The organism is Xenorhabdus ehlersii (assembly GCF_003610465.1).
In the GTDB taxonomy this organism is placed as follows: Bacteria; Pseudomonadota; Gammaproteobacteria; order Enterobacterales; family Enterobacteriaceae; genus Xenorhabdus; species Xenorhabdus ehlersii.
Genome location: NZ_RAQI01000001.1, coordinates 154,178 through 169,662, shown reverse-complemented (window position 1 = coordinate 169,662; position 15,485 = coordinate 154,178). Strand labels below are relative to the sequence as shown.

Here is a 15,485-nt window from a genome sequence, read left to right as displayed (position 1 = left end):
AGGCTCCTGTTTTATTTACACCGCAATAACGGGGTGACGCAAATAACCAATCTTTTCAAGGTATGCTTCAATCACATCCCCAGGCCACAGCCATTCTTGTGGATCACGCCCCGCCCCAACACCTTCCGGTGTACCTGTGGCAATGATATCCCCTGGCTCCAGCGTGATACCTTTGCTAATATCTGCAATCAGGGTATTTACCTTGAACAACATATGGCGTGTATTGGAATCCTGTTTGGTCACACCATTGACTTTTAGGCTCAGCGCCAGCTCTTGCGGGTTGGATATTTCATCAGCGGTGACAATGCAAGGGCCAAAAGGCGCATAAGTATCCTGCCCCTTGGAGTAGATCCACTGCCCAGCCCGACGACAATCACGGGCGCTCATGTCGATCATCAGGCTATAACCAAAAACATATTGCAATGCCTCAGCTTCCGATACACCTTTGGCGCGAGTGCCGATAATCACCGCCAGTTCCACTTCCCAATCCAATTGCTGGGTGATCTCACTGTTATGCTCAATCGCGTCGCCAGGGCCAATCACTGTCGTTGGCGGCTTAGAGAAAATAACGGGTTCTTTTGGCAGATCTTTTGCCGTATCCAGAGCGCGGTTAGATTCGGCCACATGTTCAATATAGTTCAGGCCAATACCAAAGATATTTTTCCGTGGCCGAGGAATGGGAGCGAGAATTTTCACATTCTGCAATGGCAGTGAAATCCCTGTAGGCCAAAACCCCTTGAATGAATCTAACAGCGCGGTTGTGCTGCTTACCGCCAATGGTCCCAGATCAATAAATTCCAGCATGTTATCCGGCAATCTATTCCCTGTATGGGCGGCCAATTTTGCCAAGTCAACTACGTGATTATTGACTATTGCACCTAATCTCGCAGCAGCCGTCACTTCTGAACGGTAAGTGATTAAACGCATCTCTTATCCTCTCACTTGTTGGTGTCCATCGTTATCAGACAGGGCTTCTTCGTAATACAATTGCAATGCCTGCATGACTGGCAAATCGTTGAAACAGAACAGGCAAGCATCATCCGTTTGTGAGGCATTCACATGCTCATGAAATGCCCACGAAGGAACGCAGAAAATATCTCGCTCCTGCCAGTCAAATCGTTGACCATCAATCACGGAATAACCTTTTCCTTTCGCCACTTGATAAATGAAACTGCCAGTATGACGATGTGCTTTACCAACAAAACCAGGTCGCAACAACTGCATACTGGCGCCGAGAGTTGGCATCACATGACCGCCTGTTAGCGGATTGGAGTAGTGCATCAAAATGTCATCAAAAGGCGATCCTTCTGAAACCTGAGCGTAACGCTGCAAGGCTTCATAAGTTGGCTCCCATTGGTATCTGAACAGCGGGGAATACGGTTTATCCCAGCCAACATTCTGTGGACGCAAAGCAGGGGCACCCCAGAGTGCAATGGAAGAATCTACAGGTTCAGTCACTGCCTGACGCAAATCAGGATGCACCTTATAAAAACCTGCCTCTAATATGTTAACCAATGGTATATCCAGACCATCCTGCCAGATACATTGCGCGCCATCAGGATCAACACCGTGTTCATGCCAGGTGCCATTGGGGGTTAAGACGAAATCATTCGCTCCCAACGACATTTTCTGACCATCAACAATGGTGTAAGCACCACGTCCTTCCATAATGAAACGCAAGGCTGAAGAGGAGTGGGCATGTGCCGATGCCGCTTCACCTGGCCGCATCGTCTGGAGACCGGAATAGAGCAAACCAACAGCGGTAGATGCTCCTGGCTCTCCCGAATTGTTCAGATAAACCACACGACGACCTGCTTTTTCTGGTGTGACTAAATCAGCCGATTTTAGAACGTACTCACGCAGATCACGGTAACGCCAAAGTACCGGCACTGAAGCTGATTTAGGTTGCCAGGGTTCTATTTTATTGGCGATTGTCCAGAGTGCCCCTGTCTTGTACTTAACCAACTCCTTGTAATACGCCAGCAGTTCAGGACTATCGGCAACATTGGCACGGCCGAGAATATCTTCCCTGTATTGATCATGAGTTTGGATATTTTCTTGTTGAGACATGGATATCTCCTAGAGTTGTTTTCTAATCAATTGCGCTTTGCCGTAAAGATAAGGTTTCGGCCAATCGATACCCGTCCAGCCATATCTGGCGCATTCATGCAATAGCCAAGCCGCATTAGATAAGAATGGGCGGGATAAGGCACAGAGATCGGCACGACCAGAAGCAATGATGCCGTTAATTTGATCAGCATCGGTAATTGCACCAACCGCAATAACCGGCACGTTTCCTTCATTACGAATGCGATCAGCCATCGGCGTCTGGTACATGCGTCCATAAACTGGCTGCTGCTCAGCAGAGACTTCCCCTGTGGAACAATCCACCATATCCACTCCGGCTGCACGGAAACGACGGGCGATCTCTACGGCTTCATCAACCGTCGTTCCCCCTTCCACCCAGTCCGTGGCAGAAATACGCACAGATATTGGCAAATCAGCCGGCCAAACCTCACGTACCGCCTTGAAAACGGCCAACGGGAAACGAAGCCGGTTTTCCAGCGAGCCGCCATATTCGTCATCGCGCTGATTGGTCAGCGGAGAGATAAAACTGGAGAGCAGATAACCGTGAGCGGCCTGAATCTCCAGCCAGTCAAAACCGGCTTTGATGGCACGATGGGTTGCAGTAATAAACTGCTCGATAATTTCTGCCATTTGCGTCTTAGTCAGCGCCGCCGGCACTTGTGAAATCCCAACTAAATAGGGCAAGGCTGATGCTGAAACTAAGGGCCAGTTACCCTCTGGCAAGGGGTGATCAGGTTGTTCCCATCCCAGTTGGGTTGATCCCCGTCTTCCCGCATGTCCCAATTGAATTCCTATTAAAGTGTCTGTGTGCTGGTGGACAAAATCGGTGATCGCCTTCCATGTCTGCACCTGCTGATCATTCCATAATCCTGTACAAGCAGGAGTGACACGTGCTTGCGGAGAAATTGCCGTCATTTCAGCAATCACTAAGCCCGCACCGCCCAATGCTCGGCTACCAAGATGAACCAGATGGAATGAACCCGGAATTCCCTCCACGGCGCTATACAGCAGCGTAGGAGAGACAACAACCCGATTTTTCAAGCTCACGCCCCGTACCTGATAAGGTGTCAGCAACGGTGGAGTCAGCGATGAGAATGGATGAGATTTTTGGGCAAACCAGCACTCATAATTTTCCAGCCATGCCCGATCCCTCAAGCGCAAATTTTCATGGGAAATGCGCTGGGAACGTGTCAACAGTGAATAAGCGAATTGTTCGGGCGAAAAGCTTTCATAGCGTGCAACATTTTCGAACCACTCCGTTGAATTACGGGCGGCATTCTGGATTTTCAGCACTTCCACACTGCGCGATTGCTGATAATCGGACAAACCCGCCTGCCAATTCCCCTGATGGGCTTTCAGGCTGTTTGCCAGTTCAATCGCATCTTCTAATGCCAATTTTGTGCCGGAGCCAATGGAAAAATGGGCGGTATGGGCGGCATCTCCCATTAACACAATCGGGATATTTTTGCCGTTATCTTCCTCTGGCTTGATCCAGTGCACCCAGTTAGCACAAATTACGCGGGGAAAACGTATCCAAATAGCAGCCCCCCGCAAATGGGTTGCATTGGAGATTAATGGATGTCCATCCAGCCACGGTGCGAATATTTTTTCACAATACGCAATACCCTCTTCCTGTGACATTTTGTCAATACCCGCAGCCAGCCAGGTCTCTTCCGTCGTTTCGACAATAAAAGTCGACAGCCCTTCCTGAAATTGATAGGCGTGAACCTGAAACCAGCCATCCTCGGTTTCCACAAACAGAAACGTAAACGCATCAAAAACTTTATGCGTCCCTAACCAGACAAAACGGCAATGGCGTTGGTCGATATCAGGCTGGAAAAATTCAGCATAACGGGTGCGGATCTGGCTATTGATCCCATCAGAGGCAATCAGCAGATCGGCATGATATTTGCGGGCAATCTCCTGCTCATCCTCAACCTGGGTTTCAAACAGCAACTCAACCCCGACTTCGTGGCAGCGGTCTTGCAGGATATTCAGGAGTTTTTTACGGCCAATACCAATAAATCCATGACCGCCACTACGATTTACGGTTCCCTTAAAGTGGATATCGATATCATCCCAACGGCTAAACTCCTCCCTGATAATTTCAGCCGACACAGGATCAGCCAGATGCAGGTTTTCCAACGTTGCATCCGAAAACACCACTCCCCAACCAAAGGTGTCATACGGACGATTACGCTCGATCACCACGACACGATTATCAGGATTTTGTAACTTCATTAGCAGACCGAAATACAATCCAGCCGGTCCACCGCCAATACATACGATATTCTTACCACTGACGGTTACTGTATTGTTACTGATTACTGCATTCTTACCTCTTACATTCATAATTTATTCTCCTGCCGCACGATATCTACCCCATGCAATTGCCTATTTAGCTAAGGCATCTGTTCAGTTAACGCATAGTAAAATTCGTCGGGTATCGGAATAGCTTGATGGGTATCCAGTGAAGTGGTGACATAAGTCTGAGTTACGCTCATCCTCAATTCACCGTCTTTGCTGACGCAGCGTTGAAGCAACGTCAATGATTTTTTGCCAATTTTCTCAACACTTAATTCCAGCCAGACCTGATCACCCATTCTGCTAATTGCCTTAAATTCCGCCTCCAAATGAACCGTCGGTAACCCAAAACGGTGTTTTGCGATGTAATTGGCATATCCCATTGACGTTAATTCATCGAACCAATCCTCCAGCAAATTGTTGAACATCACGAAATATTGGGGATAAAAGACGATCCCCGCCGGATCACATTCAGAAAAACGGATCTTATGGGGCTGTATAAAACTAAGCAGGCTCATTACAGGCTCCTCATGTATAAGGTTCTTTAATATAAAGAGAGACGTTGTTGGCACTCGCGTAATCGGTCACCCTGTTCATCCGCTAATGCCGCTTCACGTAGTTGCCGCAGGTTGGCGGGAGATAAGTCATGCAGATGGTGATCAACAATTGCCATCAGCGTTTGAAAATGACTTGATCCGCGGGAATGAGTATCACCATATCCCTTGATCAAACGCTGGCATTGGGCGATTTCCGCAGCCAATTCGGGATCGCGCTTTGCTGCTGCTTCAATTCGCCGTAGCCATTCTTCAATACGTCCCGTTTCATGCTTAAAGCGCAGCGTATAGCGGCGCATACGGCGCCAACTCGCCAGCATATAAAGCAACAGATATCCCCGAATGGAACTGGTGGTAATCACACGCCCACAGCTGAGTAATTTCGCCAACATACGATTGACGAAATGAGGACGAGATAACCAACGCCCAATACTTGCCGGCAAGGTGTCACAGATTTCTTCCATTCTGGGATGCAGAAAGTCATTAATTTCGACCAGTTGACCATCTCTCACCCGCATTTCTTTCCTGACACGTTCGAATCGACCGACGCGAATTTTGAGATCTGCCACCCGTATGGTGTCTTCGTAAGCCATCCACAGCGCCAAATAGCGGGCTGTTTCACGTAATAGTTGCTCATTCAGTAATCGCTCATCAGGTTTCACCGCTTGCTCAATGAGGTTTTGCAATCGGTCAAGATACAAACGAGCGTAGGCTAGATCCTGGTAATCAATCAGGCGCTTGACACCTTCTATGGCAATGTTATGGATACAGGCAGGGAACTTTTGCCGGATATGTAACAGCAGGGCATTGACTTTATTGTTCGATATAGGCGTTTCTGGCGCCGTTTTTCCGGTATTTTTTGATTTTGCTGCCAATTGTGTCCGGCTCCACCCCAAACTAAAGGCTTGCAGACTGGACTTTATCCCTACGTTTTTCTTGATGATCGCCGCTTCAAACTGATTACGGTTAAATGGCAAGATCTCCGTACCACCGAGTGCGCCAAACAATACCGCACTGATCACACTGCCACTCTTCTCTGCTATCTTCGCCATATCAAAATGGATAAAACGCAAAGCAGCTTGTCGGGATTGCCGGATCAATACTCCGCTATCCACGCGCCCATCTCCCATCGCCGAACGCTCTTCCATCGAAAATACCCGATGGCTTGATGCGATCAGCGTAGTGCGATCCGGTATCACCAAACCACGTTGGACAGCACGTCCGGCTTCCATCAATTCCGAAGCCAGCACAATATCCACATCACCGGCAGTCGGCATCAGCGCCAACACAGGTGTTGGTACTTCAGGATCATCAGCACCAGGGAACAACTCGACATAATAAATAGTTGCCCCAGTTCGCTGGGCTACGCCAGGTACGGAAGTCGTTTGGGCGAAATAGCCATTCTCTTCCCCCAAAGTCACGATCCAATCAGCCAGTACACCGCCGCCTTCACCTCCCATCGCCAGGATGGCAATTTTGATTGGCTGTTTAGGTAAGTTCGTTAGCGAAGAATTGGTGAATGCTGACATAGGCATGACCCCTTCTTAAAAATCATATTGATTACGACGTTTAACATCACGACGTTGCAAATAGCCTATAAGCCCTTTGCGAATACGATGAATCAGCCGATCCCAACGATTGGGATTGATAATGATCCGTGCCTTAAAGAAAGAGGGGCACAACACTGCCGCGTGAGATAATTCCCCGCATAACCCACAGCCCACACAACTATTTAATACTGTTGTCACCGGATCGGTACGCAATGGATCAGGATTCGGCTTAATCGATAGAGAAGGACAACCGGACAAACGGATACAGGAGTGATCGCCCGTACATACATCGGAATCAACCCCAAACTGCTCACGGACGATCCGCTTCCCTTCCGCAATAGCCCCTCTGATCTTTACCTTCTCACGCCGTTGTTTATTCAACATACACTCACTCTGTGCGATCAGGACTTTTGGCCCGTGCTCACCTGTTGTCAGCGCCTCGCGTAAGGTATTCATCATGGCTTTGAGATCGTAGGTACGTTTGATCGTGCGTATCCATTTCACCCCAACCCCCTTGACAGCTTTTTCGATGTCATGGCCGGTACTGCGATGGGGATTTAACGCCGTTGAAGAGGGAATATCCTGCCCTCCGGTCGCAGAGGTATAACTGTTGTCCACAATGATGGTCAGATTGTTGCTGCGGTTAAAAACACCATTAGCTATGCCACTCGTTAAGCCGTTATGCCAAAATCCACCATCCCCCATAACTGCGATTGCCCGCTTATTCGCAACCGGCGTATTCAGTGCTGCCGCACTTGCAGCCCCCAATCCATACCCCATCGTGGTGTTGCCCAAATTAAATGGCGGCAAAATAGCAAACAAATGACAACCGATATCTGCACTGATGTGATGTTGCCCCAATTCCCGTTCAATCAATGTCAGCGCTGTAAAGATGGGGCGCTCTGGGCAACCGGTGCAAAATCCGGGTGGGCGGATATGGACTGCCTCTTCCAGAGGATCTTTTATCGGTAAGGCCACGGCGGGGATACGTACCTGACAGGCAGACACTGCACTTTCCGCTGCAATTTTGCCGTAACGTTCAAGGAAAGCACGGAGTCCCGACAACACGGTAGCCGTGTTGTACTCTCCCGCCATTGGCAGTAAATCCTTGCCATGTAATCGAGTCGCTATCTCACGCTGGCGCAAAATATTGGCGACATTCTGCTCCACAAAATTGGGCTGACCTTCTTCCAGCACTAACATCGCCCGCTTGCCATGACAAAAACGTTCAAACTCTTCATCGATCAACGGGTAGGCGACATTCATGACATACAGCGGGATTTGGCTATTGCCAAAAACATCCGCCAATCCAAGCAAATTCAAGGCACGGATCACGGTGTTATAGCATCCACCTTGCAGGGCAAGGCCAACATCATCAGCCTGCTCAGCGAAAAACTCATTCAGCTTATGCTGTTGAATAAAGCGTATGGCCGCAGGCCAGCGATCTTGTACTTTCTCTTTCTCATGCAGAAAACTGGCGGGCGGCAAAACAATACGACTGAGATCGCGCGTCGGATTTTCCAGCGCATTCTGAATCATAAACGTTGACGAGCGGTTTTTCTCACATGTAAACCGACCATGCACATGGCAGGCACGAATGCGCATCTGTAGCATCACTGGCGTATTGCTGGCTTCCGATAGCTCAAATCCCATCTTCACCGCCTGTACAACCGAAGGCAGATTGGGGCGTGGATCGAGTAACCAGATCTGAGATTTCATCGCGAAAGCATGGCTACGTTCCTGCATAATGGAAGAACCCTCACCATAATCTTCACCGACGATAATCAGTGCACCACCCACCACACCGCCCGATGCCAGATTTGCCAATGCATCCGAGGCAACATTCGTGCCAGCCGTCGATTTAAACGTGATGGCTCCACGCAGTGGATAATTAACGGAAGCGGCAAGCGTCGCAGCAGCAGTGGCTTCACTGGCACTGTTTTCAAAGCGAATGCCATATTCAGATAAAATATCTTGCGCATCTAACAACACATCCATCAGATGAGAAATCGGCGCCCCCTGATAGCCAGCCACATACGCCACCCCCGATTCCAGCAGCGCTTTTGTCACGGCAAGTATGCCTTCACCACTGAAAATTTCGCCCTGACCCAGACGTAACTTTTTCACTTCCTCGACAAATGATCGTTCAGCCATGCTTACCTCACACGCTTTAACGCCTTTTAGTTATCTTTTATGTAATTCAGGTATTCGTTAACGGTCAATGCATGATTTGTCATGTAATTGTGATTTATGCGGTGTTTGGATAAAGCGTGCAGCAGGCGGATATAGAGTACCCATCATAAATATATTCATAATCATATATATTTCATTTAAATAATATGTGGATACTGTTAGCAGATAATCGAATAAGGTTAATACGGTTATTTTTTATATCCCGAATAATCAAAATAGGGAATAAACACGTTATTAGCGGGATATCTCATACATCATAACAATGATATGACTGGCTAGAGGTATCTGAAATTATGAGCAATTCGTGGCCTCGCTACTATTTTGGATCTAAAAATACTGAATCAAAACACACTGACTCTAGAAGAGCAGAATCAAGATATTCAGCTTCAAACTGTTCAGATCCTAAATATGCAGTGACAAAAATTAGGGAGCATCTCAATTCGCCAGAACATTTACTTTTTTCATCCAACGATCTTGATGAAGTTAAATCTATGGTCGGACGGGTCATGCAGCCTCATCAACTAACTATATTGGGCAATAATCAAAAGATAGATGCCAAAATGCACTATATTCCACTTGGGGATATTTCCATGAGCCGATTGCGTTACGGTGCCAGCGTTGAAATCACCCCAGGTGAATTGGATTCGTTCTTTCTTATCCAGATGCCGCTGGCTGGCTGTGCGGGTATTGAAAGCGGCGACCAATGTCTTGATTCTACTCCCAATCTGGCTTCCATTCTCAGCCCAAATCAACACACTTCCATGCGCTGGAATGCCGATAATGACCAATTTATGGTCAGGATCTCCCGCTCCTTGCTGGAAAGAACGCTTGTTGGTCAATTGGGGCACCCTCTGGATCAACCGTTGGTATTTGAGCTGGGGTTTGCATGGCAACGCTGTCAGGCCTGGCGCTGTTTGATGCCTTATCTTCTGGAATGCACCACCCAAGTGCCCGACATCTTGCAACATAAACTGATTACTAACCAAATAGAACAATTGATTTCCGTTACTCTGCTGTCCACCCATCAACATAATTACAGTGAAACACCCACTAACCGCCGATGCTCTATTCGCCCGCGGCATGTACGACGAGTTCAGGAATATTTGCAGGCTCATGCCCACGAACCCATAACCGTAGAGCAGCTCGCCCAGGTGGCAGGCGTCAGCTTGCGCAGCCTCTATTCCGGCTTCAAGGAGTTTCTGAATATCAGCCCGATGCAATATTTACGTGATCTGCGCATGGCACATGTCCGCACGGAACTCCTGGCGGGAGAAGCCACCAGCGTCACAGGCGTCGCCCTGCGTTGGGGATTCGCCCATATGGGGCGCTTTAGCGCAGAATATAAAGCCCGCTATGGTGAGACGCCAAGTAAAAGCCTGAAACGCGGATGAAGCCATAGCTGACAACCAAATCCTGTTCTAACCTGTGACCATCTTCACAAATTATTAATATATGCTGAATGTTTAATTTATTAATATTGTCCAGCATTGGATTGAATATCCTAATAGTGATTAACATAGTAAAGGATTATCCTCTACGTACTTAAAAGGACATCATGTATGGATCTTCAGGCAGGACAAAATATCGTTTTATCTAAAACTTTTCTTCGACTCGCTCTCTCTTACCCTGCAACACCTTCTTTTCGCAGTGAAGTGGATGCCTCGGCTTTTCTGTTAAATGCCAATGGGAAAGTCAGAGGAGACAGTGACTTTTATTTTTACAATAATCCCGCAGCCGCAGATAACAGTCTGATTTTGGAAGCCTCTCACCAAGGCAGTATTATCACTGTGGATCTGACAAAAATAGATGCCAATGTAAGCAAAGTTGCTATCACGCTGGTGATAGACGGCCCGGATTCAGTTGACGGTCTTCAGCAATTGAAATTTGAGGCGCAAGATATTGCTACCTTTACGGTCTCAACAGCAGGCAGAACAGAAAAAGCCATGATTATTGCAGAGATTTACCGACATTCCGGTAACTGGAAACTTCGTGCTCTCGGGCAAGGTTTCAATGGAGGGCTGGAGCCTCTGGCGGTGAATTTTGGTGTCGATGTGGAACAACCTACGCTTTCAAATAATCCACCTCCTGGCCCAACTATCAGCCTTGAGAAAAAATTACAGGATAAAGCGCCACGCCTCGTAAACCTTGCCAAGAATGCAACCGTCAGTCTGAGTAAACACAACCTACAATCAATCAAAGCTCGGGTTGCATTTGTTCTTGATGCATCAGGATCGATGAAAGGTCAATTCAAGAAAGGAAATGTTCAGGCGGTTTTGGATCGTATTGCAGTACTGGCTGTGCAATTTGACGATGACGGCTCAATGGATGTCTGGGGCTTTGCCGAGCGACACAAAAAATATCAGGATGTAACCCTTGATAACCTTGATGACTATATCCATACAATACAGACCGCCATAAAACCCTCCAGATGGGAAATCCTCCCCGGCCTTGGCGCTACCAATAATGAGCCGCCAGTCATGGAAGACATTATCGACTATTTTAAAGATAGCGAATTACCTGTCTATGTCGTGTTTATTACAGACGGTGGTATCAGTAAAACCCGTCAAATTAAGGAAGCCATCCGACGTTCAGCAAATTACCCTATTTTTTGGAAGTTTGTTGGCTTGGGCGGTTGGAATTACGGAATACTCGCAAAACTCGATAACTTTACCGATCGCCGTCTGGATAATACCCATTTCTTCGCAATCGACAATTTTGCAACTATAAAAGAAGACGCACTGTACGATCTGTTGTTGACAGAATTTAAGGACTGGCTCGACGCCGCAGCCGCCGAACGCATACTGTAGTTATGAATGATTACCGGGTTAATGCTTAGCCCGGTAACACGAAGAAGACAAGCGCAGCGCGTCAGGATTATTCTCTACAATAGGAAAAACTCCCTTGCATTTGGAGCAGCATTTATAATCAAAAGGCTGAGTAGCAAATAGCACTCAGCCCATATCAAGCAACGTCTTTTATGATTACTTTTGCAAAGCAGGAAGATCTGCCAACGGCCAACGTGCTTTCACCGTTACACCTAATTCACCGGCAGTCCCCCCTTGCAAACGGATCATGCCAGCCAGCGCAATCATTGCCCCATTATCAGTACAGAATTCAGGTCGGGCATAGAAGACTTCGCCTCCCAGCTTTTCCATCACTGCCTGCATCTTAGTACGCAAAGTTCGGTTTGCACTCACTCCGCCTGCCATCACCAGACGTTTGAATCCAGTCTGTTCCAATGCTCGTTTACACTTAATTGCCAGTGTGTCCACAACTGCATCTTCAAATGCGCGGGCAATATCCGCTTTGGTTTGCTCATCCTCAACCATATTATGGCCATGAATGTTATCGCGGATGGTATTAGCTGCGAACGTTTTCAGGCCAGAGAAACTGAAATCCAACCCCGGACGATCGGTCATCGGACGTGGGAAAATAAAACGTCCCGCCTTACCCTGCTGCGCCATACGGGAAAGCACTGGCCCCCCCGGGTAATCTAAACCAAGCAGTTTTGCTGTTTTATCAAAAGCCTCGCCAGCGGCATCGTCAATGGATTCGCCCAACAGTTTGTATTCACCAATACCCGTCACACTAATAAGCTGGGTATGACCACCTGAAACCAGTAAGGCAACAAAAGGAAATTCTGGTCTGTTTTCTTCCAGCATCGGTGCCAGCAAATGGCCTTCCATATGATGCACGGGAATAGCAGGTACATCCCATGCAAACGCCAGTGAACGCCCAATAGTTGCCCCAACCAGCAATGCACCAACCAATCCAGGCCCTGCTGTGTAAGCAACTGCATCAATATCTTTACTCGTCAGACCCGCTTCCTTCAAAGCCGCCTGAATCAAAGGGACCGTTTTACGAATATGATCACGGGACGCCAGTTCAGGCACAACGCCGCCATAATCAGCATGTAGCTTGACCTGACTGTATAATTGATTGGCCAGCAGACCGGTTTTATCGTCATAAATTGCGATTCCGGTTTCATCGCAGGACGTTTCTATACCTAAAACTCGCATTGCACTATTCGTCTCGTTATCTTACGTCTCGTTGCTTGGTCATATACATTCGCATTCCTTTCAACGCGCGACAGTGTAACACCATCTATTGTTAAATTCTCTGCCGACACGCTTTCCATATCAATATTCTCGCCACTGCATCCATTACATGCTGGCTATTTTTTCTGTTTAGTCTATAATCAATGCCCTACTTGAATATCCTGTGTGGTTAATGTTAATAACGCCAACATCAGGCCGCTTGTTTTGCGTACAAAAAAGCACCCTGTAACCCGTGGCGTTATCGGTTTCAATTTTCCTCGGCACTTTACAAGGCCGTGTTCATTGAAGTAAAATTCCGCACCATTTTAAAGACGGCTGGCACTATCCCGCCAGCGACAAACCCGATTTCTATTGAGGTGAGAGGCACATGCCAGTAATTAAAGTACGTGAAAACGAGCCATTTGACGTAGCACTGCGTCGCTTCAAGCGTTCTTGCGAGAAAGCAGGCGTATTAGCAGAAGTTCGTCGTCGTGAGTTCTATGAAAAACCAACGACTGAGCGCAAACGCGCTAAAGCTTCTGCTGTTAAGCGTCATGCTAAGAAGCTAGCTCGCGAAAACGCACGCCGCACTCGTTTGTACTAATCTTCGCGGTCAATCCGCTTAGTGATTGTATTAACAAACTACTGCAGTTAAAGGCCGTGCTTTCCCAAAGGAAGCGCGGCTTATTCTCGTTCATCAACAGGCGAAAAAGGGCTTATGGCTGGACGGATTCCACGCGCATTTATCAATGACTTATTAGCAAGAACCGATATCATTGATTTGATCGATGTTAGGGTGCCTTTGAAAAAGAAAGGTAAAAACCATCAAGCGTGCTGTCCTTTTCATAACGAAAAAAACCCCTTCATTCACTGTTAATGGTGATAAGCAGTTTTACCATTGCTTCGGTTGCGGAGCACATGGCAATGCCATTGATTTTTTAATGAATTATGACAGGCTGGACTTTGTCGAATCCATCGAAGAACTGGCAGCCATGCATGGGCTGGAAGTTCCCTACGAAGCAGGTTCCGGCATCAGTCAAATCGAACGTCACCAAAGGCAAAATCTTTACCAACTGATGGAAAAGCTCAATAGCTTCTATCAGCATTCACTGAATACTCCCAGCGCCCAATCAGCCCGACAATATTTGGCTCAACGTGGGCTCAGTGAAGAGATCATCCAGCGTTTTGCCATTGGTTTTGCGCCTGCGGGATGGGATAACGCCTTAAAACGGTTTGCCCATAATGCGGAAGAGCGTAAACAGTTAGACGATGCAGGAATGCTGGTCACGAACGACAATGGCCGCACTTATGATCGTTTCCGCGAGCGGGTGATGTTCCCCATTCGCGATCGTCGTGGTCGCGTAATTGCATTTGGCGGCCGAGTGCTGGGAGATGAGCTTCCCAAATACCTGAACTCGCCGGAAACAGAAATTTTTCATAAAGGCCGCCAGTTATATGGCCTTTATGAGGCACAGCAAAGCCACAATACCCTGACAAGGCTATTGGTGGTGGAAGGTTATATGGATGTTGTTGCGCTAGCCCAATTTGGCATTGACTATGCCGTGGCTTCGCTGGGAACGTCCACGACAGCTGAACACGTTCAGTTACTTTTCAGGACAACCGATAATGTCATCTGTTGTTACGATGGTGACCGTGCAGGTCGTGATGCCGCATGGCGTACATTGGAAACGGCACTACCTTATCTGAATGATGGTCGGCAATTACGTTTTATGTTCTTGCCTGATGGCGAAGATCCTGATTCATTGGTCCGCAAAGAAGGACGGGAAACATTCGAGCAGAGAATGGAAAAAGCAATGACCTTATCTGCATTTTTGTTCGAATCACTCTTGCCACAGGTTGATTTAAGTAACCCAGAAGGAACGACTAAGCTCAGTTCGCTAGCCATGCCGCTGATCAGTCAAATCCCAGGGGAAACACTGCGACTCTACCTGCTTAAAGAGCTTGGAAACCTGTTAGGTACCCCTGATACAACACAATTGGAACGATTTTTGGCAAAACTTGTCAAAAAAGATACCAATACTTATCAGGCGCTAAAACTGAAACCAACAACAATGCGCATACTGATCGCATTACTGGTACAGAATCCGCATTTAGCGACATTGGTTCCCCCATTACAGGGAATGTTTTCTACTCAGATAGCAGGACTGCCATTATTCATAGAGCTTGTCGACACGTGCCTTGCGCAACCAGGTTTAACCACAGGGCAACTGTTGGAGCAATATCGCGATAATAAGTACGCTAAACAGCTTGAAAAACTCGCTGCATGGAACGATATACAAATAGAAGAGATTGCTGAAAAGACTTTCAGCGATGCACTGAACCATCTTTTTGCGTCAGCACTTGATGAACGTTTTAATTTTCTAATGGCTAAAGAGAGAACTGAAGGCCTAACGCCAGAAGAGCGGGAAGAAGTCCGGTTAATTACGGTATCTGGTGCGAGGAAATAAGAGTCTGTCTCAGCAAGGTTATATTCCTTCAAGATTATATTAACTTGGAGGTTATACTATTTGGCTTACTTATATAGGCTTATATCCCTAATATGGTTTGCTGAAATTATCGCTTGATAAAAATATCACCCGATAAAATATAGCTTGGTGAAACAGGTTCTAAACCAAAACCTAAAAATCACAGACACAGAATTCACGGCTTAAATGCCGCATTAGGTAGGGCAGGTAACCCTACAATTGCCGCAATTGAGGGCAGCGGCAATATCATGAAAACGCCCCTAAATATTATTG

10 protein-coding genes and 1 pseudogene are annotated in these 15,485 nt (G+C 47.3%); 4 read left to right on the top strand and 7 right to left on the bottom strand.

The genetic code is table 11. The features are described 5' to 3' along the window. Positions 1-15: 15 nt before the first annotated feature. From BDE27_RS00760 to BDE27_RS00735, 6 genes are read right to left on the bottom strand one after another with little or no spacing between them, the layout of a single operon-like run. Entirely contained in the window at positions 16-927 is a 912-nt protein-coding gene (locus BDE27_RS00760) for a fumarylacetoacetate hydrolase family protein (RefSeq protein ID WP_099130769.1), read from the bottom strand. Between the two features lie 3 nt (positions 928-930). Next, positions 931-2,070 (bottom strand): cupin domain-containing protein, encoded by a 1,140-nt coding sequence (locus BDE27_RS00755; RefSeq protein ID WP_099130770.1) that lies wholly within the window; start codon positions 2,068-2,070, stop codon positions 931-933. Between the two features lie 9 nt (positions 2,071-2,079). Further along, positions 2,080-4,440 (bottom strand): bifunctional salicylyl-CoA 5-hydroxylase/oxidoreductase, encoded by a 2,361-nt coding sequence (locus BDE27_RS00750; RefSeq protein ID WP_099130771.1) that lies wholly within the window; start codon positions 4,438-4,440, stop codon positions 2,080-2,082. Positions 4,441-4,490: 50 nt separating this feature from the next. Beyond that, a complete protein-coding gene (locus BDE27_RS00745; protein WP_099130772.1) occupies positions 4,491-4,910 on the bottom strand; it encodes an acyl-CoA thioesterase in 420 nt (139 codons plus the stop codon). Positions 4,911-4,936: 26 nt separating this feature from the next. Beyond that, positions 4,937-6,475: an indolepyruvate oxidoreductase subunit beta family protein gene (locus BDE27_RS00740; protein WP_099130773.1), complete on the bottom strand. Its 1,539-nt coding sequence runs from the start codon at positions 6,473-6,475 to the stop codon at positions 4,937-4,939. A gap of 15 nt (positions 6,476-6,490) precedes the next feature. Further along, complete coding sequence (locus BDE27_RS00735) at positions 6,491-8,650, bottom strand: thiamine pyrophosphate-dependent enzyme (protein WP_099130774.1); 2,160 nt, start codon at positions 8,648-8,650, stop codon at positions 6,491-6,493. 452 nt (positions 8,651-9,102) lie between these two features. Between BDE27_RS00735 and BDE27_RS00730 the strand changes: the two genes are divergently transcribed. Together BDE27_RS00730 and BDE27_RS00725 are read left to right on the top strand one after the other, a co-directional pair. Then, positions 9,103-10,080 carry an AraC family transcriptional regulator gene (locus BDE27_RS00730; protein ID WP_244208647.1) on the top strand — a complete coding sequence of 326 codons (978 nt, stop codon included), beginning with the start codon at positions 9,103-9,105 and terminating at the stop codon, positions 10,078-10,080. A 168-nt stretch (positions 10,081-10,248) separates the two neighbouring features. Further along, the gene (locus BDE27_RS00725; protein ID WP_099130776.1) at positions 10,249-11,496 is read left to right on the top strand and encodes a VWA domain-containing protein; all 1,248 of its coding nucleotides are present in this window, start codon (positions 10,249-10,251) and stop codon (positions 11,494-11,496) included. Positions 11,497-11,670: 174 nt separating this feature from the next. On the opposite strand, the gene tsaD is transcribed toward BDE27_RS00725, so the two are convergent. Further along, positions 11,671-12,708 carry a tRNA (adenosine(37)-N6)-threonylcarbamoyltransferase complex transferase subunit TsaD gene (tsaD, locus tag BDE27_RS00720; RefSeq protein ID WP_099130777.1) on the bottom strand — a complete coding sequence of 346 codons (1,038 nt, stop codon included), beginning with the start codon at positions 12,706-12,708 and terminating at the stop codon, positions 11,671-11,673. Positions 12,709-13,114: 406 nt separating this feature from the next. Here tsaD and rpsU point away from each other — a divergent pair, with 406 nt between their 5' ends. Continuing rightward, the gene (gene rpsU, locus BDE27_RS00715; protein ID WP_001144069.1) at positions 13,115-13,330 is read left to right on the top strand and encodes a 30S ribosomal protein S21; all 216 of its coding nucleotides are present in this window, start codon (positions 13,115-13,117) and stop codon (positions 13,328-13,330) included. Between the two features lie 114 nt (positions 13,331-13,444). Then, positions 13,445-15,194: pseudogene (gene dnaG / locus BDE27_RS00710) on the top strand (DNA primase). Positions 15,195-15,485 lie beyond the last annotated feature (291 nt).

Bases quoted from the DNA above. Each gene is read 5' to 3' on its own strand.
- rpsU (WP_001144069.1), top strand. From the start codon at position 13,115: ATGCCAGTAATTAAAGTACGTGAAAACGAGCCATTTGACGTAGCACTG.
- tsaD (WP_099130777.1), bottom strand. From the start codon at position 12,708: ATGCGAGTTTTAGGTATAGAAACGTCCTGCGATGAAACCGGAATCGCA.
- BDE27_RS00725 (WP_099130776.1), top strand. From the start codon at position 10,249: ATGGATCTTCAGGCAGGACAAAATATCGTTTTATCTAAAACTTTTCTT.
- BDE27_RS00745 (WP_099130772.1), bottom strand. From the start codon at position 4,910: ATGAGCCTGCTTAGTTTTATACAGCCCCATAAGATCCGTTTTTCTGAA.
- BDE27_RS00760 (WP_099130769.1), bottom strand. From the start codon at position 927: ATGCGTTTAATCACTTACCGTTCAGAAGTGACGGCTGCTGCGAGATTA.
- BDE27_RS00750 (WP_099130771.1), bottom strand. From the start codon at position 4,440: ATGAATGTAAGAGGTAAGAATGCAGTAATCAGTAACAATACAGTAACC.
- BDE27_RS00755 (WP_099130770.1), bottom strand. From the start codon at position 2,070: ATGTCTCAACAAGAAAATATCCAAACTCATGATCAATACAGGGAAGAT.
- BDE27_RS00740 (WP_099130773.1), bottom strand. From the start codon at position 6,475: ATGTCAGCATTCACCAATTCTTCGCTAACGAACTTACCTAAACAGCCA.
- BDE27_RS00735 (WP_099130774.1), bottom strand. From the start codon at position 8,650: ATGGCTGAACGATCATTTGTCGAGGAAGTGAAAAAGTTACGTCTGGGT.